The organism is Streptomyces sp. KR55 (assembly GCF_052245645.1).
Lineage (GTDB): Bacteria > Actinomycetota > Actinomycetes > Streptomycetales > Streptomycetaceae > Streptomyces > Streptomyces flavusporus.
Window position 1 is genome coordinate 20,994 of record NZ_JBQQCE010000018.1, and the last position, 19,679, is coordinate 40,672.

General features: G+C 69.7%; 17 protein-coding genes and 1 pseudogene. 11 read left to right on the plus strand and 7 right to left on the minus strand.

What is annotated here, in order from left to right; all coding sequences use genetic code 11:
• Positions 1-65 precede the first annotated feature (65 nt).
• The 4 genes from ACTWQJ_RS04565 to nudC all read left to right on the plus strand — a co-directional run bounded on the left by ACTWQJ_RS04565 (position 66) and on the right by nudC (position 9,564).
• The gene (locus ACTWQJ_RS04565) at positions 66-3,419 is read left to right on the plus strand and encodes an ATP-dependent helicase (RefSeq protein ID WP_443305301.1); all 3,354 of its coding nucleotides are present in this window, start codon (positions 66-68) and stop codon (positions 3,417-3,419) included.
• A gap of 92 nt (positions 3,420-3,511) precedes the next feature.
• Positions 3,512-7,051 carry an ATP-dependent helicase gene (locus ACTWQJ_RS04570; RefSeq protein ID WP_443305302.1) on the plus strand — a complete coding sequence of 1,180 codons (3,540 nt, stop codon included), beginning with the start codon at positions 3,512-3,514 and terminating at the stop codon, positions 7,049-7,051.
• Between the two features lie 10 nt (positions 7,052-7,061).
• Entirely contained in the window at positions 7,062-8,465 is a 1,404-nt protein-coding gene (locus tag ACTWQJ_RS04575; protein ID WP_443305303.1) for a dipeptidase, read from the plus strand.
• Positions 8,466-8,619: 154 nt separating this feature from the next.
• Positions 8,620-9,564 carry an NAD(+) diphosphatase gene (gene nudC / locus ACTWQJ_RS04580; protein ID WP_443305305.1) on the plus strand — a complete coding sequence of 315 codons (945 nt, stop codon included), beginning with the start codon at positions 8,620-8,622 and terminating at the stop codon, positions 9,562-9,564.
• A gap of 59 nt (positions 9,565-9,623) precedes the next feature.
• Here nudC and ACTWQJ_RS04585 read toward each other — a convergent pair.
• Positions 9,624-9,719 (minus strand): annotated as a pseudogene (locus ACTWQJ_RS04585) (NrdH-redoxin); the annotation flags it as partial.
• Positions 9,720-9,771: 52 nt separating this feature from the next.
• Between ACTWQJ_RS04585 and ACTWQJ_RS04590 the strand changes: the two are divergent.
• The gene (locus ACTWQJ_RS04590) at positions 9,772-11,475 is read left to right on the plus strand and encodes a recombinase family protein (RefSeq protein WP_443305306.1); all 1,704 of its coding nucleotides are present in this window, start codon (positions 9,772-9,774) and stop codon (positions 11,473-11,475) included.
• A 323-nt stretch (positions 11,476-11,798) separates the two neighbouring features.
• Here the strand turns inward: ACTWQJ_RS04590 and ACTWQJ_RS04595 are convergent, their stop codons facing one another.
• A complete protein-coding gene (locus ACTWQJ_RS04595; RefSeq protein WP_443305307.1) occupies positions 11,799-12,146 on the minus strand; it encodes a hypothetical protein in 348 nt (115 codons plus the stop codon).
• Positions 12,147-12,428: 282 nt separating this feature from the next.
• Here ACTWQJ_RS04595 and ACTWQJ_RS04600 point away from each other — a divergent pair, with 282 nt between their 5' ends.
• Complete coding sequence (locus ACTWQJ_RS04600) at positions 12,429-12,566, plus strand: hypothetical protein (RefSeq protein WP_443305308.1); 138 nt, start codon at positions 12,429-12,431, stop codon at positions 12,564-12,566.
• A 123-nt stretch (positions 12,567-12,689) separates the two neighbouring features.
• A complete protein-coding gene (locus tag ACTWQJ_RS04605) occupies positions 12,690-13,274 on the plus strand; it encodes a recombinase family protein (protein ID WP_443305309.1) in 585 nt (194 codons plus the stop codon).
• Between the two features lie 227 nt (positions 13,275-13,501).
• On the opposite strand, the gene ACTWQJ_RS04610 is transcribed toward ACTWQJ_RS04605, so the two are convergent.
• From ACTWQJ_RS04610 to ACTWQJ_RS04630, 5 genes are all read right to left on the minus strand, one after another.
• On the minus strand, positions 13,502-13,723 hold the full coding sequence (locus ACTWQJ_RS04610; protein ID WP_443305310.1) for a DUF7848 domain-containing protein: 222 nt from the start codon (positions 13,721-13,723) through the stop codon (positions 13,502-13,504).
• Between the two features lie 266 nt (positions 13,724-13,989).
• A complete protein-coding gene (locus ACTWQJ_RS04615; RefSeq protein ID WP_443305318.1) occupies positions 13,990-14,838 on the minus strand; it encodes a helix-turn-helix domain-containing protein in 849 nt (282 codons plus the stop codon).
• Entirely contained in the window at positions 14,820-15,329 is a 510-nt protein-coding gene (locus ACTWQJ_RS04620; protein WP_443305311.1) for a DUF6879 family protein, read from the minus strand. The genes ACTWQJ_RS04615 and ACTWQJ_RS04620 overlap by 19 nt, the downstream gene beginning before the upstream one ends.
• Complete coding sequence (locus ACTWQJ_RS04625; protein ID WP_443305312.1) at positions 15,316-15,531, minus strand: hypothetical protein; 216 nt, start codon at positions 15,529-15,531, stop codon at positions 15,316-15,318. Before ACTWQJ_RS04625 ends, ACTWQJ_RS04620 begins: the two co-directional genes overlap by 14 nt.
• A 156-nt stretch (positions 15,532-15,687) precedes the next feature.
• Positions 15,688-15,945, minus strand: coding sequence for a mycoredoxin (locus ACTWQJ_RS04630; protein ID WP_443305313.1), 258 nt, complete (start codon positions 15,943-15,945; stop codon positions 15,688-15,690).
• A gap of 183 nt (positions 15,946-16,128) precedes the next feature.
• Between ACTWQJ_RS04630 and ACTWQJ_RS04635 the strand changes: the two genes are divergently transcribed.
• From ACTWQJ_RS04635 to ACTWQJ_RS04650, 4 genes are all read left to right on the plus strand, one after another.
• Positions 16,129-18,357: an ATP-dependent DNA helicase UvrD2 gene (locus ACTWQJ_RS04635; RefSeq protein WP_443305314.1), complete on the plus strand. Its 2,229-nt coding sequence runs from the start codon at positions 16,129-16,131 to the stop codon at positions 18,355-18,357.
• Positions 18,358-18,522: 165 nt separating this feature from the next.
• Positions 18,523-18,846 (plus strand): hypothetical protein, encoded by a 324-nt coding sequence (locus tag ACTWQJ_RS04640; protein WP_129802263.1) that lies wholly within the window; start codon positions 18,523-18,525, stop codon positions 18,844-18,846.
• 175 nt (positions 18,847-19,021) lie between these two features.
• A complete protein-coding gene (locus ACTWQJ_RS04645; protein ID WP_019072119.1) occupies positions 19,022-19,390 on the plus strand; it encodes a WhiB family transcriptional regulator in 369 nt (122 codons plus the stop codon).
• Positions 19,387-19,679 (plus strand): hypothetical protein (locus ACTWQJ_RS04650; RefSeq protein WP_443305315.1); only part of this gene is annotated, 293 nt, incomplete at its 3' end. The genes ACTWQJ_RS04645 and ACTWQJ_RS04650, both read left to right, overlap by 4 nt.

The window sequence follows — 19,679 nt, forward strand, 5'->3', positions numbered from 1 at the left end:
CCCCCGACGACGGCGCTCCGCGCCGGCACCGAGAGACTGCACACCCACCAGGACCGGCGAACCACGTGAGCTCCTCTTCCTCCATCCAGCGCCCGTCGCACCTGCAGGTGCGACAGGGGAGCCGTGGCGCTTACCGACTGGTGCGTACCCCGCCGGTCCGAACGGGTCCCCCTCGTCTGGACGCGGCACAGCGCGCGGTGGTTGACCATGAGGCGGGACCTCTGCTCGTCCTCGCGGGCCCGGGAACCGGCAAGACCACCACGCTCGTGGAGTCCGTCGCGGCCCGCATCGCGCGCGGAGGGGATCCCGAGCGGATCCTGGTGCTGACGTTCAGCCGCAAGGCCGCCGTCGAACTGCGCGACCGCATGGCGCTGCGGATAGGGGCGGCCCGCGCGCCCCAGGCGACCACCTTCCACTCGTTCTGCTACGCCCTCGTGCGCGCCCACCAGGACAGCGACCTGTTCGTCGAGCCGTTGCGGCTGCTGTCCGGGCCCGAGCAGGACGTGACCGTCCGCGAGCTGCTCGCCGGCCAGCCGGACCTCGAGCGGCTCGGTCTCGCGCACGTGCGCTGGCCGGACGAGCTGCGCGCCTGCCTGACCACCCGCGGCTTCGCCGACGAGGTCCGTGCGGTGCTCGCCCGCAGCCGCGAGCTGGGCCTGGGACCGGACGCCCTGGACGCCTTCGCGCGGCGCATCGGCCGCCCCGACTGGCGGGCCGCGGCAGCCTTCCTCGCCGAGTACCTCGACGTGCTCGACCTGCAGGGCGTGCTCGACTACGCCGAACTGGTCCACCGCGCAGTGCTCCTCGCCCGCCGCCCCGAGGTCGCCCAGCGGCTCACCGCGCAGTACGACGCCGTGTTCGTGGACGAGTACCAGGACACCGACCCCGCCCAGGTCCGTCTCCTGCACGCCCTGGCCGGCGAGGGGCGCACCCTGGTCGCCTTCGGCGACCCCGACCAGTCGATCTACGCCTTCCGGGGCGCGGACGTGAACGGAATCCTGGACTTCCCGCGCGCCTTCCCGCGCGCGGACGGCCGCCCGGCCCCCGTCGAGGTGCTGCGGACCTCCCGCCGTTCCGCTGCCGCCCTGCTCGCCGCGACCCGGCTGCTGACCCAGCGCATGCCGCTGACCCGCCTCCCCGCGGACAAGGTGCGCGCCCACCGCGAGCTGGCTCCGGTGCGCGACGGCGGCCGCGTCGAGGTCTACACGTACCCGACGCCCGGCACCGAGCTGGACAACATCGCCGACATCCTCCGCAGGGCCCATCTCGAGGACGGCGTCCCCTGGAGCGACATGGCCGTCCTGGTGCGCGCCGGATCGCGCACCATCCCCACGGTCCGCCGCGCCCTCACAGCCGCCGGCGTGCCCCTCGACATCGACGGCGACGACATGCCGCTGCGCCACGAGCCGGCGGTGGCCCCGCTGCTGACGGCGCTCCGGGCGGTCGCCACGGCGGAGTCGGGCCGGGCAGGCAACGACCTGCGCACCCCGGAGCGGGCGGAAACCGCGGAGTCGGCGGATCCCGAAGAGACCGAACAGCACACCCCCTGGCTCGACACCGAAACCGCCCTCACTCTCCTCACCTCCCCCCTCGCCGGCATGGACGCCGCCGATCTGCGCCGCCTCGGCCGTGCCCTGCGTGAGGAGGAGCGGGCCGCGGGCAATCCGGTGCCGCCGCCGTCGGACGAGCTGCTCGCGCGAGCGCTCGCCGAACCCGAACGCCTGGTGGCACATGATCCGGCGTACGCGCGCGGTGCCCAGCGCCTCGGCGCGCTGCTGCGCACAGCGCGCGAGCGCCTGGCGGGCGGCGGTACGGCCGAGGAAGCGCTGTGGGACCTGTGGCAGGGCACGCCCTGGCCCACGCGCCTGGAGCGGGCCGCCCGGCGCGGCGGTGCCGCCGGACGCAACGCGGACCGCGACCTGGACGCCGTGTGTGCGCTGTTCGCGACCGCGGCCCGCGCCGAGGAACGCTCCGGCGGCCGCGGCGCCCTCAACTTCCTGGAGGAGTTGGAGGCCGAGGACATCGCCGCCGACACCCTCACGCGGCGTGCCGTACGCCCCGCCGCCGTGCGGCTGATGACCGCGCACCGCTCCAAGGGGCTCCAGTGGCGTCTGGTCGTCGTCGCGGGCGTCCAGGAGGGCCTGTGGCCGGATCTGCGCCGCCGCGGCTCCCTCCTCGAGGCCGACCGCATCGGCCGCGACGGACTCGCCGAACCACTCACCCCGGGTGCACTGCTCGCCGAAGAGCGCCGCCTGTTCTACGTCGCCGCCACACGCGCGCGTGAACGCCTCGTCGTCACCGCGGTGAAGGCCCCCGCCGACGACGGCGACCAACCCTCCCGCTTCCTGACCGAACTCGGCGTCGAACCCAAGGACGTCACGGGCCGCCCGCGTCGCCCCCTGTCCGTCGCCGCGCTCGTCGCCGAACTACGCGCCACGACGGTCGACCCCCGAGTCTCCGACGCCCTGAGGGAGGCCGCCGCACGCCGACTGGCCCGGCTCGCCGCGCTCGCCGACGAGGACGGCCGCCCACTCGTCCCGTCCGCGCATCCCTACCGCTGGTGGGGCATGTTCGAGCCGACCGAGTCCAAGGTGCCGCTGCGCAACCGCGACCAGCCCGTCGTACTCTCCGGAAGCGCCCTGGACCAGCTGGCCAACACCTGCGCCCTGCAGTGGTTCCTCGGCCGCGAGGTGAAAGCCGACGCGCCCGCCACAGCCGCCCAGGGCTTCGGCAACGTGGTGCACGTCCTCGCCGACGAGGTGGCCTCCGGGCGCACCCCGGCCGACCTCACCGTCCTCATGGAACGCCTGGACTCGGTGTGGGACGCGCTCGCCTTCGACGCGCCGTGGAAGTCGACGCAGGAGAAGGAGCACGCGCGCGTGGCGCTCGAACGCTTCCTGAAGTGGCACATCATGGACCGCACCGGGCGTACGCCGGTGGCGAGCGAGCACGACTTCGACGTCACCCTCGAAGCGGGCGACTACGAGGTACGCATCCGCGGCTCGATGGACCGCGTCGAGGCGGACGGCGAGGGCCGCGCCTACGTCGTCGACTTCAAGACCGGCAAGCAGGCGCCCAGCGCGGCCGACGTGGCCCGCCACCCCCAGCTCGCGGTCTACCAGTTGGCCGTCCGCGAAGGTGCCGTCGACGAGGCCTTCGACGGTGTGCGCCCCGAGCCGGGCGGCGCCGAACTGGTCCAGCTGCGCCAGGGCGCCGCCAAGCGGGACGGGGGCGAGACCCTGCCCAAGGTGCAGGCCCAGGAGCCCCTTGAGGGGGAGTGGGTCGGCGAGCTGCTGGCCACCGCGGCAGGCAAGGTGTTAGACGAACGGTTCACCCCGACGACCGGCCAGCACTGCACGCACTGCGCGTTCCGGGCGTCGTGCAGCGCGCGGCCCGAGGGGCGACACGTGGTCGAGTGACGTACGGCACCATGGGCGTTGACCTGCGCTTCTCCGGTCCCGGGAGCCGATGACGGCATCTGCTGTCAGTGCCCGCCGCTAGCCTCTGAGCCGTGCCCGCCCTTATCACCGATCCCGAGCAGCTCAAGGAGCTCCTCGGGATTCCGTTCACCCCGGAGCAGACGGCCTGCATCACCGCGCCGCCCGCCCCGCAGGTGATCGTGGCCGGAGCCGGATCCGGCAAGACCACGGTGATGGCGGCCCGCGTGGTGTGGCTGGTCGGCACCGGCCAGGTCGCCCCTGAACAGGTGCTCGGCCTCACCTTCACCAACAAGGCCGCCGGTGAACTCGCCGAACGCGTCCGCAAAGCCCTCGTCAAGGCCGGTGTGACCGACCCGGACGCCATCGACCCGGACAACCCGCCCGGCGAACCGGCCATCTCCACATACCACGCATTCGCGGGCCGCCTCCTGACCGACCACGGTCTGCGCATCGGGCTCGAACCGACCTCCCGCCTCCTCGCCGACGCCACCCGCTACCAGCTCGCCGCGCGCGTGCTGCGCGAAGCCCCGGGCCCGTACCCGGCGCTGACCCGCTCCTTCGCGGACCTCGTCAGCGACCTGCTCACCCTGGACTCCGAACTCGCCGAACACCTCGTACGCCCCGAAGACCTGCGCACCTGGGACGCCGAACTGCTGCACACCCTGCAGCGCGTCAAGCTCACCAACGCCGACCTGCGCAAGGTCCCCGAGACGGCCGCCGCCCGCCGGGAACTCACCGAACTGGTCCTGCGCTACCGGGCCGCGAAGCGCGAGCGCGACCTGCTCGACTTCGGCGACCAGATCGCCCTCGCCGCGCACCTCGCCCAACTCCCCGACGTCGGCCGCATCCTGCGCGACGAGTTCCGCGTCGTCCTCCTCGACGAGTACCAGGACACGTCCGTCGCCCAACGCGTCCTCCTGGCAGGGCTGTTCGGCGGCGGCACCGGCCACCCCGTGACCGCCGTCGGCGACCCCTGCCAGGCCATCTACGGCTGGCGCGGCGCCTCCGTCGCCAACCTGGACGACTTCCCCGACCACTTCGCCCACACCGACGGCCGCCCCGCCACCCGCCAGGCACTCAGCGAGAACCGCCGCAGCGGCGGCCGCCTCCTGAACCTCGCCAACAGCCTCGCCGAGCCGCTGCGCGCCATGCACGCGGGCGTGGAGGCCCTCCGCCCCGCTCCCGGCGCCGAACACGACGGCATCGTCCGCTGCGCCCTGCTGCACACCCACGCCGAGGAGATCGACTGGATCGCCGACTCCCTCGCCCACCTCGTCCGCACCGGCAAGGAACCCGGCGAGATCGCCGTCCTGTGCCGCACAGCCACCGACTTCGCCGAAATCCAGGGCGCGCTCGTCGCCCGCGACATCCCCGTGGAGGTCGTCGGCCTCTCCGGACTGCTGCACCTGCCCGAGGTGGCCGACCTGGTCGCCGTCTGCGAGGTGCTCCAGGACCCGGGCGCCAACGCCTCCCTGGTCCGGCTGCTGACCGGCCCCCGCTGGCGCATCGGCCCGCGCGACCTCGCCCTCCTGGGCAGGCGCGCCCGGCTACTCGTGTCCCACGCGCGCGTGGACACGGACGACGACCCCGACCGTCGGCTCGCAGAAGCAGTCGAAGGCGTAGACCCGGCCGAGGTGATTTCCCTCGCCGACGCTCTCGACACGTTCCTGGAGACCCCACTGGAGGGCGGCGGGGACGACGACGGCCTGCCCTTCTCGCCGGATGCGCGCGTACGGTTCGCGCGCCTCGCCGCCGAACTGCGCGACCTGCGCCGCTCCCTGTCCGACCCGCTCATGGACGTACTGCACCGCGTCCTCGCCGTCACCGGCCTGGAGGTCGAACTCTCGGCGTCCCCGCACGCCCTGGCCGCCCGCCGCCGCGAAACCCTCTCCAACTTCCTGGACATCGCCGCCTCCTTCGCCGCGAACGAGAGCGAGGCGAGCCTGCTCGCCTTCCTGGGCTTCCTGCGCACCGCCGCCCAGTACGAAAAGGGCCTCGACAACGCCCTCCCCGGCGGCGAGAACACCGTCAAGGTGCTCACCGCGCACAAGTCCAAGGGCCTGGAGTGGGACGTCGTCGCCGTGCCCGGCCTGGTCACCGGGACCTTCCCCAGCAGCCAGGGCCGCGAGAAGTGGACTGCCCAGGCCAAGGTGCTGCCCCACGAACTGCGCGGCGACGCCGACACACTGCCCGACATCCAGACCTGGGACTCACGCGGCATGAAGGCCTTCCACGAGGCCGTGAAGGACCACCAGCGCATCGAGGAACTCCGCCTCGGTTACGTCACCTTCACCCGCCCCCGCTCCCTGCTCCTCGGCTCCGGCCACTGGTGGGGCCCCACGCAGAAGAAGCCCCGCGGACCGTCCGACTTCCTCCAAGCCCTCCACGACCACTGCGCCGCCGGTCACGGCGAGATCGAGGCATGGGCGGAGGAACCCGCCGAGGACGAGGAGAACCCGGCCCTGCACCAGGCCACCGCCGAGCAGCGCTGGCCACTGCCCCTGGACGACACGGCACTGGCCCGACGCCGCGCGGCCGCCGCGACGGTCCTCGCCCACCTCGACGACCTCGCCTCCCACGACAGTGGCCAACCCGCCGCCGTACACGACCCCGACACCCACGACGACCCGGACTGGCCCCTGCCACCGGACGACGAGATCCCCCATGAGGGCGAGATCCCTCACGGACACGAAATCCCCTATGAGGGCGAGATCCCATACCCGGATGAAACCGAGGAGGACCCGGCCGACTGGGACTCCTGGGACACGCACCGCCCAACGGAGCAGCACCGCCCGACCGTCCCGCACCAGGCGACGTCCCCGGACCTCCACACCACGCACGGCGCACGCCCACACCCCCCGGAGCCCGAGCCGAGCCCGCTCACCCCCGAAGAGGCCCGCACCGTCGCCTCCTGGGACCGCGACCTCGACGCCCTCACCGGAGAGCTCCTCCGCGCGCGCGAGTCCGTCACCGAGGTCTCCCTGCCGGCATCGCTGACCGCCTCCCAGCTGCTGCGCCTCGCCGCCGACCCGGACGGCTTCGCCCAGGAGCTGGCCCGCCCCATGCCACATCCACCCCAGCCCGCCGCACGCCGCGGCACCCGCTTCCACGCCTGGGTCGAGGCACGCTTCGAAGAACTGACCCTGCCCATGCTGGAGCCGGAAGAGCTGCCCGGCAGCGAGGCCGAGATCGCCGACGAACGCGATCTGGAGGCCCTCAAGGAAGCCTTCGAACGCACCGAGTACGCCCACCGCACGCCCTACCGCGTCGAAGCCCCGTTCCAGCTCGCCATCGCCGGCCGCGTCGTACGGGGCCGTATCGACGCCGTCTACCGGGACGGCGACGGCGAGCAGGCGACGTACGAGATCGTCGACTGGAAGACCGGCCGCACCCCGACCGCCGACCCCCTCCAGCTCGCCGTGTACCGACTCGCCTGGGCCGAGCAGCAGGGTGTGCCCCTGGAATCGGTCACCGCCGCCTTCGTGCACGTACGCACCGGCGAGGTCGTACGCCCCGACGACCTCCCGGACCGCGCCGCACTGGAACAGCTGCTGCTGGACGAGCCGCCCGGTGACGAACCGCACGACCGGACTGTCACTGCGGGCCGATAGGCTCGTGACCATGAGCCAGACCCCGGACAGCGCCGTCCGCACGTACATCGACCAGCACGCTGCCGCCTTCCTCGACGACCTCGCCGAGTGGCTGCGCATCCCGTCGGTGTCCGCCCAACCCCACCACGCGCCCGACGTACGGCGCAGCGCCGACTGGCTCGCCGGCAAGCTCAAGGAGACCGGCTTCCCGACCGCCGAGATCTGGCAGACGCAGGGCGCACCCGCCGTCTACGCCGAGTGGCCCTCCGACGACCCCACCGCACCCACCGTCCTCGTCTACGGCCACCACGACGTGCAGCCCGCCGCCCGCGAGGACGGCTGGGACAGCGAGCCCTTCGAACCCGTCGTCCGGGAAAACCGCCTCTACGCGCGCGGGGCCGCCGACGACAAGGGCCAGGTGTTCTTCCACACACTCGGCGTCCGCACCCACCTCGCCGCCACCGGCCGCACCACCCCGGCCGTCAACCTCAAACTGCTCATCGAAGGCGAGGAGGAGTCCGGCTCCCCGCACTTCCGGGCCCTCGTCCAGGAGCACGCCCACCGGCTCACCACCGACGCGGTGATCGTCTCCGACACCGGCATGTGGTCCGAGGACACCCCCACCGTGTGCACGGGCATGCGCGGCCTCGCCGAGTGCGAGATCCGGCTGCACGGCCCCGACCAGGACATCCACTCCGGCTCCTTCGGCGGCGCCGTCCCCAACCCGGCGACCGCCGTCGCCCGCCTCGTCGCCGCCCTGCACGACGAGCACGCGCGCGTGGCGATCCCCGGCTTCTACGACGGCGTCGTCGACCTCACCGACCGGGAGCGCGCACTCCTCGCCGAACTGCCCTTCGACGAGCAGCAGTGGCTCCGCACCGCCAAGTCGTACGCCACCCAGGGCGAGGCCGGATACACCACCCTGGAGCGCATATGGGCCCGCCCCACGGCCGAGGTCAACGGCATCGGCGGCGGCTACCAGGGCCCCGGCAGCAAGACGATCATCCCCTCCACGGCCATGGTGAAGCTGTCCTTCCGCCTGGTCGCGGGCCAGGACCCCGACCACATCGAGAAGGCCGTCCGCGCCTGGGCGGCCGACCAGGTCCCCGCCGGCATCCGGCACGACATCACCTTCTCCGCGGCCACACGCCCCTGCCTGACGCCACTGGACCACCCGGCCCTGCAGTCCGTCGCCCGCGCCATGAGCCGCGCTTTCGGAACACCCGTCCGCTACACCCGCGAGGGCGGCTCCGGACCCGCCGCAGACCTCCAGGAAATCCTCGGCGCACCCGTCCTCTTCCTGGGCATCTCCGTCCCCTCCGACGGCTGGCACGCCCCCAACGAGAAAGTCGAGCTCGACCTGCTCCTCAAGGGCGCCGAGACCACCGCATACCTGTGGGGCGACCTCGCAGAGCACTGGCGTCATGAGCCCTGACCGATCCACACCGCACGGAGCCCCGTCCCGAACGGGGCACACTGGAGGAGCCGCGCCGCACCACGGAGCCCCGCCACACCCGGTCGCCTCCCGCCGTACGTCCCGCTGAACCGCCGCCGCATCAACCGTTCCACCGGGGGAGTTGGAAGCACCCGTGACCACCTGGACCGACCACACCGCCGACCGACCCATCTCGCTCACCGCCCCCAGCGGAATCGACCGTGCCGCACACCACCGCCTCGACGAGGCCTGGCTCGCGGCGGCGTGGAGCCACCCCACAACCCGCTGCTTCGTGGTCTCCGGCGGTCAGGTCCTCATCGACGAGACAGCCGACGGCCGCACCGAACTCGTCATGAGCCCGTCCTTCGAAGCCCCGCTCACCGAGGCCCACCGCTACTTCCTCGGCATAGACGAAGGCGGTGTCTCCTACTTCGCCCTCCAGAAGGACGCCCTGCCCGGCCGCATGGACCAGTCCGCGCGCCCCGCCGGCCTGCGCGAGGCCGGCCTGCTGCTCTCCCCCCGCGACGCCGGCCTCATGGTGCACGCGGTCGGCCTGGAGAACTGGCAGCGCACACACCGCTTCTGCTCCCGCTGCGGCGAACGCACCGTCATCGCAGCGGCCGGCCACATCCGCCGCTGCCCTGCCTGCGGCGCCGAGCACTACCCCCGCACCGACCCCGCCGTGATCATGGCCGTCACCGACGAGGACGACCGCATCCTGCTCGGCCGCCAGGTCCACTGGCCCGAAGGCCGCTTCTCCACGCTCGCCGGCTTCGTCGAGCCCGGCGAGTCCATCGAGCAGTCCGTACGCCGCGAGGTCCACGAAGAGGCCGGCATCACCGTCGGCCAGGTCGAGTACGTCGCCAGCCAGCCCTGGCCCTTCCCGTCCAGCCTCATGCTCGGCTTCATGGCCCGCGCCACCTCCACCGACATCGACGTCGACGGCGACGAGATCCACGAGGCCCGATGGTTCTCCCGCGACGAACTGCGCGCCGCCTTCGACTCCGGAGAAGTGCTGCCGCCCTACGGCATCTCCATCGCGGCCCGCCTGATCGAACTCTGGTACGGCAAGCCACTGCCGACCCGCACCGCCTTCTGACCACACAACGAAGGGGTGGCCGCCCCGGTAAGGGACGGCCACCCCTCCGAGTGAGCCGGTTACGCGCCGATCTTCTGCTTGACCTGTGCCAGCGACGGGTTCGTCAACGTCGACCCGTCCGGGAACAACACAGTCGGGACGGTCTGTAGACTTCCCGCTACGTGAGGGCGGCCAGGGAGGGCCGCCCCTTGTGGGGGAGGGAAGAGCGTGAGCGAGAAGCCCAGGGCTCTTGGCGTGGTCCGTCTGTCAGTCGGCAACGAGAACCAGACGGGGGAGGAGACGCAACGCACCCGCATCAGCAAGCGTGCGGATGCGGAGGAAATGGAGTTGGTCGACTTCGCCGTCGACATCGACGTGTCGGCGTCCATCTCGCCGTGGGTACGCCCGTCCCTGGGCGACTGGCTCAACAACAAGAAGGACCAGTTCGACCACATCATCATCCTGAAGATCGACCGCATCGCGCGGTCGGTCCGCCACCTCTCGGACATCATCGAGTGGTGCGAGGCGAACGGTAAGGGCCTCATCTCCTGCGAGGAGGGATTCGACCTCTCGAAGCCGTGGGGCAAGACCATCGCCAAGATCCTGGCTGTGGTCGCAGAGGCCGAGCTGGACGCCATCAAGGCCCGCAACAAGGCTTCCCGGGAGACCATGCGGAAGACCGGCCGCTGGCCGGGTGGCCTTGTCCCGTTCGGACGTAGAGCAGTGAAGGGCGACGCAGGCTTCACTCTGGAACTCGACCCCGAGTACGGCCCGACGCTGATCGAGATGATCCGGCGCTTCATCGAGAAGCCGAGCTTCTCGGCCGTCGCCGACTGGTTGAACGAGCAAGGCGTACCCACGGCTCAGGACATCGCTCGCATCCGCGCGGCGGCAGGCGAGAGCACAACTCGGCTGGCCGATCCGAAGCCTCGGGGAGCCAGGTGGACGCCGACCACAGTGCAAGCCGTACTGATCAGCCGCTCCCTGCTCGGGGAGTACGTACGCGCCAGTGGCGCCGTAGCCCGCAACGACGACGGCACACCTGTCATGCGCTCTGAGCCGGTACTGAACGAGGAGGAGTGGACGAAGCTGTCGGAAGCCGTCGCCTCGGTCAAGTACAAGAAGCAGAAGGGCTCTACATCGCCGACGGTGGGCGTGACGTTCTGCCTGTTGTGCGGGAGCGCCCTCTACTTCGTGAAGGGCGACCCGGCCAAGGGCAAGCGCGAGCGGTACCGCTGTCACGGCAACAAGAGCAAGGGCATCCAGGCATGCCCGAAGCAGAGGTTCTGGGCCGAAGACCTGTACCCCTGGCTGGAGTCGACCCTGTTGGGCGAGATCGGCCACCTGGAACGGATGGAGTCGAAGACGACCATCGACGACAGCCGTGCGGCGAAGCTCGCCGTGATCGACGGCAAGATGAACCAGCTCCTGAAGGAACTCCAGCAGGACGAGCTCAGCGCCGTCGCGTACGCCTCGCAAGTCGCCAGCCTTGCCCAGGATCGAGAGAAGGTCACCAACCAGGAGGGGCCGAAGCCGGTGACCGTGTGGACGGGTACGGGCGAGAGCTACGCGGAGTGGTGGGAGCGGTCGAGTGTCGACGAACGGCGTGAATGGCTGAAGAAGCACAAGGTCAAGGCGTACTTCGGACATGACGTCCTGGCCGTCGATCCCGGCGACCTGATCGAGAACATCAAGCAGCAGGGCATCACGTACTGGGATGTGCCCTCCAGGTCTTCTCAGGTGCTCTCACCGATCACGCCGATCTCGTTGCCGGGAAAGCCGTACGAGAAGCCGAAGCCGCTTACGGGTGTGGAGTGGGAGATTGTCAGCCGCTGGGAGGACTTCGAAGCGGAACGGGCAGCGCAGCAGGCGAAGGCCGAGGAGAAAGCGAAGGGCGCAGAGGGAGCCGAGAGGGTTCTGACCTCTGCCTGATGCAGGCTGAGCAACCGAGGAAGGCCCCCGACCTGGGGGCCTTCTGTCTTCCGGTCAGAAGGGCGGCGGCTCGTGCCCCGCTTCTTGAAGCCGGTCGGTCAAGGCGTCGTAATCGAAGTCCACCGGCAAGGGAGCTGCGTACGCGTCTCCGAACCAGCGTCGACGCTGTTCCTCTTGCTTGACCTTGCCAAGATCTACGAAGGACAAGGTGGGGGCCGAAGGCCCCCCAAGGGAGCCAGCCCCTTCGTCTTCCTGCTGGGGGCCGCTTACGCGGCCCACCTTCGCCGGCTGCTTGCGCCCTTCGATTTCGCCCTGTCGGCCACCTACGGGGGCCGCTCTTCGCCTACCGGCTTGCTCTTCGCCGCTGACTCCTCACTCCTACCGCCGTCGCTCTTGAAGGTATGTAGGTTGTATGGCTCCTCAGCCATATCCCCCTGCTTCGGCAAGGTGAGTCGGTAGATCACCGGACCGTCCGGCACCTTGCCCGTCTTCGTAAGCCAGCCAGCCTTACGCAGCCTGCCAACGATCTTGTTGACCGTCTGCTCCGGAGCCTTCCCGCCGTAGCCGAGTTCCCTGGCGATCGTCCCGTTCGACGGGCACACGTTCTCGCCTGTCTCGTAGTCCGCGTACAACGCCATGGCGACGCCGACCAGCTTCTCTGCGTGCTTCATGTTCGAGCGCACCAGCGCACGACGCCATACGTGCTCTTGTATCGCGGGTTCCCCTTCTCTCAAAACGCACAAGGACCTCAAAATCTACAGGCCCCCTGCCGCAAAAGAGCAGGTCACCGCATGTGAAGCGCCTCTCAGAAGGACCCCGAAACCGTGGCAGAATTTGAGCCGCCAAGACATGGCGGTCGGGCAAGGCCCCCTTGGGGGGTCATACCCCCACCCCTTCGCCGTCGCCGTTGTCACGGGCGTGACGACCATGGCGCTGTCGGCGTTGTCCCTGTCATGACTGCGAACGAGTGGCTGGAGTACTGGCTGGCGCGAGCGCCCATGCTCAGCGAGGAGCAGGCGAACGAGATCCTCAGCCTGATGGGGCTGGAGCAGGAGCCAGCTGCCAGGGGCTACGACCAGAGCGTCTCGTAAACCAAGGTTTGTGAGACGACGCGGCAGGCGCCCCGGAAGGGGGCGCAGCACTGTTCAAAACCCGTCTCGAAACCTCCGTCTCAGGCTTGACCTTTTGAGACGAGTTCTGAGGCAGTCCGTGTCATGACGACGACCACGATCACCGGTCAGCTCATCGGATACGCCCGCGTCTCCACTGATGACCAGGAAGCACAGCTCCAGCGCGACGCACTGACGGCCGCTGGTTGTGCCCGGATCTTCGAGGACAAGGCCAGCGGGAAGAACACCAACCGGCCAGAGCTCACGGCCGCGCTGGACTACGCCAGGCCCGGCGACACCCTGTGCGTATGGAAGCTGGACCGGTTCGCCCGTTCCCTCATCGACCTTGTGACCATGGTCGACACCCTTCGAGAGCGGGGCATCGGGTTCAAGGTGCTCACGGGTGCGCTGGCCAACATCGACCCCGGTACGGCGGACGGCCGTCTCATGCTTCAGGTGGTCGGGGCCATGGCGGAGTTTGAGCGCAGCCTGATCAAGGAGCGCACCCGCGCAGGGCTGGACGCAGCCAAGGCGCAGGGGCGTACCGGCGGACGGCCGACTGTGGTCGATGAGGACGTGCTCACCGTGGCCCGTGCGAGGAGAGCCAAGGGCGAGAGCGTGAGCGCCATCGCCAAGGCTCTCGGGATCTCCCGAGCCACGCTCTACCGCCATCTTGGAGAGAGCGCCTGAGACAGGCGCACAGCCCCTTACGACAGGCCCTCGGCTCACGCCGGGGGCCACTGTCATGCATGGGTGTCTGACGCCGTCCGACAGGCGTAACGATGCCTGCCCCTGCCGACCACGGGGGGAGTCGACAGAGGCAGGCACAGGGGGTGCAGGTCGCTCGAACCGCTCCCCCCTCCGGCGCTCCTCGGTCGTCGTGCTCGCCGTCCCTCAGTGCGCCGGGGGCCTGTCAGTCACTCGTCCCGGACCACCATCGCGAACGACGTACAGACACGCCGGAAGCCCTTGTGTCCGCTCCGGCCCGTGTGGCTCATGCACTCCACGTCGACCGCCGTGCCGTCCGTCGAGGGCGTGGCCATCCACTTGCAGTGAAGGCACTCCGCTTCGAAGGTCATGTCAGTGTCCGGGTGCTGCGTGATCCTGTGTTTCACGTACCGCATGACGGAGCGCGCCATCACTCGGCCCCGTGGTCTTCCCGCAGGTGCGTACGGAGTACGACGTTCGCGTCTGACGCCTTCGAGTAGTCCCCAACCGATCGGGCGTTGGTTCGAGTCACCGCGATACCGAGGCACTCGCGGCAGCCTGCCACGGGGTCCGGCTCCCGGGCTGGAGCTGTCAGGTGCACTGGCTCCGCCATCGTCGTCTTCGGTGTGCTCATCCTGTACGGCCTCCCCGCCTGGATCTCGCTGCGATCCATCCTTGGGGCTCCAGCGAAGTGGCCCTACGTTCTTTCCTGTTGAGGCAAGAACTCGTCTCGGATGCTCTCGACCAGGGCGCGCATGTCATCGCCGAAGAGCGCCACGTCGGCGAACCGCTCGAAGGTGTCGACGTACGTCTGTATGTCCCTGGGGTCCCGTGTCGTGATCTCCGAGTGGAACGTCTCGACGATCACAAGCCGGTCATCGTGGATGCTGAAGCACGTCAAGGGGAAGTCCGGCATCCGACCAGTCAGGGGCACCACCCCAACGGTCACGTTGGGAAGGCGGGACAGGGACACGAGCCGATCAAGTTGTACCGCCATCACGACTGGCTCACAGATCAGCCACCGTAGGACGTGCTCACAGATCACGAAGGAGAACGACCGACCTTCTTCGTAGAGCGTCGCCTGCCGTTCCATCCTCGCTGCCACCGTCCGAGCCCTGGTCTCGTCCGGCAAAGCTGGGGGCAGGGAGAACACCGCTGTGGCGTACTCCGGGGTCTGGAGGAGTCCAGGGATGAGTTGCCCCTGAAACAGCCTGAGAGCGGCTGTGTTGGCCTCGATGGCCTTGATGGTGTTCTGGTGCTTCCAGGGGCCCATACGGCGAAGCAGGCGCCACGCTGTGGCCTCGGTGACTTCGGCTCGGGCAGTTGCGAGGAACTGTTCCTTCACTGCGTCCGAGACGCCGAACGCGGACAGGATCAGGTCGACGTCTTGAACGGTGGGCAGGGTCCGGCCGTTCTCGATCTTCGAGAGCTTCCCTGCGGACATGGAAGCCCTGCGGGCTACCGCGTCACCGGTCAGTCCCGATGCTTCCCGCAGTGCCCGCAGGGCTCTCCCGATCGACTCCGTGGTCAGTGATGCCGCTCCCAGTAGGCCGCGAACGGCACGGCGTGGGTGAGCGCCAGGGCGCGGTAACCCTGGTACTCCCTCAGTCGGTCGGTAGGCAGGAGTTCACCGCCGATGAACTTGCCCTCGGGGGTGTAGTGCATGCGGTACACGTCACGGCCGTCGAAGAGCCAGAAGTCGTGATCGGGCAGGCCGGTCACCTTCTGCTCGGCAAGGTCGATGATCCCGATGGACTCCCCGGCCTTGATGTTGCCGGGGTAAGCCGACAGCTCGTAACGCAGGTAGTCAGTCAGAGGGGAGCGTAGGACATGAACGCGGGACACGCTCTTGCCCTTGTCGGTCATCGAGCGCACCCATGGGTTGTCGCTCCACTCCGGGCCCAAGTCCTCACCCGCGAGGAACCGAGAGATCTCCTCCCGCTCCTCCTCCACGTCATACACGTCGAGCGTCTCCAGCCGGAACGCGGTCCGCTCGAAGGTCTCGAAGAGACGGCCGAACTCCTCACCGCTGAGCACGGAAGAACTCCTCAAGTACGGCGGCCGGGACGATGACGGCCGTCTCTCCCTCGGGGAGATCGAGCTGTGCCAGCCGCTCAGGGTCGGTGATCACGTAACCCTGCACCACGTAGTCCTTGCCATCGTCCGTGCCCCACAGCGTCGGGCACGTGCCGTTCTTGCACTCCGGGTCTCCCGACAGCTTCCGCAGCGGCGCGCCCACGGCTTCCCCCTCAGGTCGACAGTCCTTGTCGCGTTCGATGCTTCTGGTCTTCGGTCAGCACGGTCAAGATCCCCGGCTTTCCAAAACGGGAAAGTCCCCGGAGCGCGCAAACCCCCGATCAGCTCCAGGCCGATCAGGGGTCGCGTGTTGTGAGGGTCAGGCGCCGAGTGCCTGCTTCACCTGGGCAAGGCTCGGGTTCGTCATGACGACCTCGGCCCCACCGTTGGAGGGAACTACCTGAACAGTGGGCACCGTCTGGTTGCCGCCGTTCGCCTTCTCCACGAACGCCGCGGACTCCGGGTCCTGCTCGATGTTGATCTCGGTGTACGCGATGCCCTCGCGGTCCAGCTGGCTCTTCAGCCGACGGCAGTAGCCGCACCACGTGGTGCTGTACATCGTCACAGTGCCCGGCATGTCTCTCGCGCTCCTCGGCGGGTCGGGGACGGATGGTCGCAGAGGGGGAACGTACGCGAACGGTCCGCCATTCCCGCCGGGGGTATGCGGCAGGACGTGACGCCTGCCGCATTAGTACGACTGCAGGGGTTCGCCTGTGGACAACCGGCTCACCTGTCTCCGGCGACCTGGCAGCATGGCCGTGTGACAGCAGCAACGCACTCCACCCTCTTCCCGCAGCACCCCGGCAGTGCTCAGTACTCGGCTCCGCCGAGCGGGGCCGACGCGGTGCTCGAAGGGCTCGACCCCGAGCAGCGCGAAGTCGCCACCGCGCTGCACGGCCCGGTGTGCGTGCTTGCAGGCGCAGGCACCGGCAAGACCCGGGCCATCACCCACCGCATCGCCTACGGCGTACGCGCCGGCATCCTGCAGCCCTCCAGCGTGCTCGCCGTCACCTTCACCAACCGCGCCGCCGGCGAGATGCGCGGCCGCCTCCGCCAACTCGGCGCCACCGGCGTCCAAGCCCGCACGTTCCACTCGGCCGCACTGCGCCAGCTCCAGTACTTCTGGCCGAAAGCAGTCGGCGGCTCCATGCCCCGGCTCGTCGACCGTAAGTTCCAACTCGTCGCCGACGCGGCCGCCGCCTGCCGTATCCGCCTCGACCGGGGCGAGCTGCGGGACATCACCGCCGAGATCGACTGGTCCAAGGTCACTCAGACGGTCCCCGCCGACTACCCGCTCGCAGCCGCGAAGGCCGGCCGTGAGGCCCCACGCGACCCGGCCGAGATCGTCCAGCTCTATTCCACCTACGAAGACCTCAAACGCGACCGCGCCGTCATCGACTTCGAGGACGTCCTGCTGCTGACCGTCGCCATCCTCCAGGACCGGCACGACATCGCCGAACAGGTCCGCGCCCAATACCAGCACTTCGTCGTCGACGAATACCAGGACGTCAGCCCCCTCCAGCAGCGACTGTTGGAACTCTGGCTCGGCGACCGGGACAACCTGTGCGTCGTCGGCGACGCCAGCCAGACGATCTACTCGTTCACAGGAGCAACCCCCGACCACCTGCTCGACTTCCGCACCCGCCACCCCGGCGCCACCGTCGTCAAACTGGTCCGCGACTACCGCTCCACACCCCAGGTCGTCCATCTCGCCAACGGGCTGCTCGCCCAGGCCCGTGGCCGCGCCGCCGACCACCGGCTGGAACTCGTCTCCCAGCGCCCCCCGGGCCCCGAGCCCGTCTACACCGAACACACCGACGAGCCCGCCGAGGCCGAGGGCGCCGCCCGCCGCATCCGCGAGCTCCTCGACGCCGGCGTCCCGGCCGGTGAGATCGCCATCCTGTTCCGCACCAACGCCCAGTCCGAGACCTACGAGCAGGCCCTCGCCGACGCCGGGATCCCCTACCAGCTGCGCGGCGCCGAACGGTTCTTCGACCGCCCCGAAGTGCGCAAGGCAGGCATCGCCCTGCGCGGAGCGGCCCGCTTCGGCGGTAACGACTCGCTCCTCGACGAGGCCGTCGACCTGCCCTCCCAGGTCCGGGCAGTGCTGTCCGGCGAGGGCTGGACGACCACGCCCCCCGCCGGATCCGGCGCCGTCAGAGAGCGCTGGGAGTCCCTCGCCGCGCTCGTGAACCTCGCGCAGGACTTCGCGGCAGCCCGGCCCGACGCCACCCTGAGCGACCTCGTCGCAGAGCTCGACGAACGCGCGAACGCCCAGCACGCACCCACCGTGCAGGGCGTCACCCTCGCCTCCCTGCACTCCGCCAAGGGCCTGGAATGGGACGTCGTCTTCCTCGTCGGAGTCGCTGAAGGCATGATGCCGATCACCTACGCGAAGACCGACGAACAGATCGAGGAGGAGCGCCGCCTCCTCTACGTCGGCGTCACCCGCGCACGCTCACATCTCCACGTCTCCTGGTCTCTCGCCCGCTCACCCGGCGGCCGCCCCAATCGGCGCCCCAGCCGCTTCCTCGACGGACTGCGTCCGGGATCGGCCGCGACCGGGGGTCGCAGCGGGGCCGGGGCCTCTGGTGGCATCGAGCGCGGTCACGGCGGCAGCGGCACAGGTCCCGCCGCACCGAGACGGACCCAGCGCACCCCGGCCCGCTGCCGGGTCTGCGGACGCACCCTCACCGACGCCGGTGAGATGAAGCTGATGCGCTGTGAGGACTGCCCCTCCGACATGGACGAGGGGCTCTACGAGCGGCTGCGGCAGTGGCGCGAGGTCCAGGCACGGCGCAGCGGCCAGCCGGCGTTCTGCGTCTTCACCGACAAGACGCTGATGGCGATCGCCGAGGCCGCCCCTGACGACGAGGGCGAACTGGCTCGAATCCCGGGGGTCGGAGTGCGCAAGCTCAACCGCTACGGGACCGACGTTCTGGCCATCTGCGCAGGCCACGAGCCAGAGGGAGAGGAAGACGGGGACTGATACCAACTCGTCGAAAAAATAGTTTGCGCATGCCCCAGCAATCCCCATAGGTTCTTAGCCACGGGAACAGCGGCCTTCTCGGAGGCCCTGATGCCGTGTTGTACTTGCATATCCGTCGGACTGGCTCACCCCAGTCCCCCGAGACGCCGAGAGGAGGCGAGTCCAGTGATCAGCATCAAGAACAGCACCACCAGCATCGTCAAAATGACCGATCGCTCGGTCGCCTCCGTGTGCATGCTCGGCGTCTCCAACCTGGGCACCGGTCTGTCCGGCATTCGTGCCGTCCGTCCGGCGTCCTCCCTGTCTCTCGCGGGACTTCCCGTCCGCGAGCGCAATGAGCGACCGACCAAGGCACTGGAAGCGGCAGTAGTGGCACAGGCCAAGGCCTATGCCTTTACGGCGACCGGTGCCGGATTCCGGAAGCAGACGACGCAGCACCACCTGATGTGGGCCTTCCGTGGGCCAGAACCCTGGAGTGATCCAGCCTGATCGGCGATCAGGCCGGCGCCTTCAGGGCCGCGGAACCCCACTCGGGATCCGCGGCCCTTCTGTTTGTCCCGAACGGGATGACAGAGCGAAGGGGCCTCGGGACAAGAAAAGAACCCGGTACCAGCCGCCACCCGGTCCAACAGGACCGGAACGACCAGACGAGGAAGACGACACCGTGCAACTCGAAGCGCACGCCCCGTCCGTACCGCCTTCCGAAACGATCCCCCCGCCCGGCCTCACGGAGGACTCCACCTTGACCCCGCTCACCGCGCTCACCGCGCTCGACGACGCCATCGAGAACCTCGGCGTCCCCGTCCCCTGCCGCTCCTACGACCCGGAGGTCTTCTTCGCCGAGTCGCCGGCGGACGTGGAGTACGCCAAGTCCCTCTGCCGTACCTGCCCGCTGATCGAGGCCTGCCTCGCCGGCGCCAAGGAACGGCGTGAGCCCTGGGGCGTCTGGGGTGGCGAGCTGTTCGTCCAGGGTGTCGTCGTCGCCCGGAAGCGGCCGCGTGGCCGCCCGCGCAAGAACCCGGTCACGGCATGAACACCGCAGGAACGATCGACCGCCCCCTCACGCACGACCCCCAGAAGCAGGCCCCGATGAAGCCGTCCACCAACGAGCCCACCGGCTCCGCGACATCAGACGTCACCACCACCGGCGCGAACGACTCGCGCCAGAACAGGACCCGCGAGATGCAACTCATCCCAGAAGCCCTGGCCCGTGCGCATATGCACGACCGGCTGCACGAGGCGCACCAGGAGCGCCGGGCCCTGCGCCTGGTGGCTGCGCGCCGGATGCAGCGCCGGGCCGAGCGGGCCTCGAGGCGCGCCCG

Coding starts and splice junctions, on each gene's coding strand:
- ACTWQJ_RS04575 (WP_443305303.1), top strand. CDS start 7,062: ATGAGCCAGACCCCGGACAGCGCCGTCCGCACGTACATCGACCAGCAC.
- ACTWQJ_RS04610 (WP_443305310.1), bottom strand. CDS start 13,723: ATGGCGCGCTCCGTCATGCGGTACGTGAAACACAGGATCACGCAGCAC.
- ACTWQJ_RS04600 (WP_443305308.1), top strand. CDS start 12,429: ATGACTGCGAACGAGTGGCTGGAGTACTGGCTGGCGCGAGCGCCCATG.
- ACTWQJ_RS04605 (WP_443305309.1), top strand. CDS start 12,690: ATGACGACGACCACGATCACCGGTCAGCTCATCGGATACGCCCGCGTC.
- ACTWQJ_RS04595 (WP_443305307.1), bottom strand. CDS start 12,146: ATGAAGCACGCAGAGAAGCTGGTCGGCGTCGCCATGGCGTTGTACGCG.
- ACTWQJ_RS04630 (WP_443305313.1), bottom strand. CDS start 15,945: ATGCCGGGCACTGTGACGATGTACAGCACCACGTGGTGCGGCTACTGC.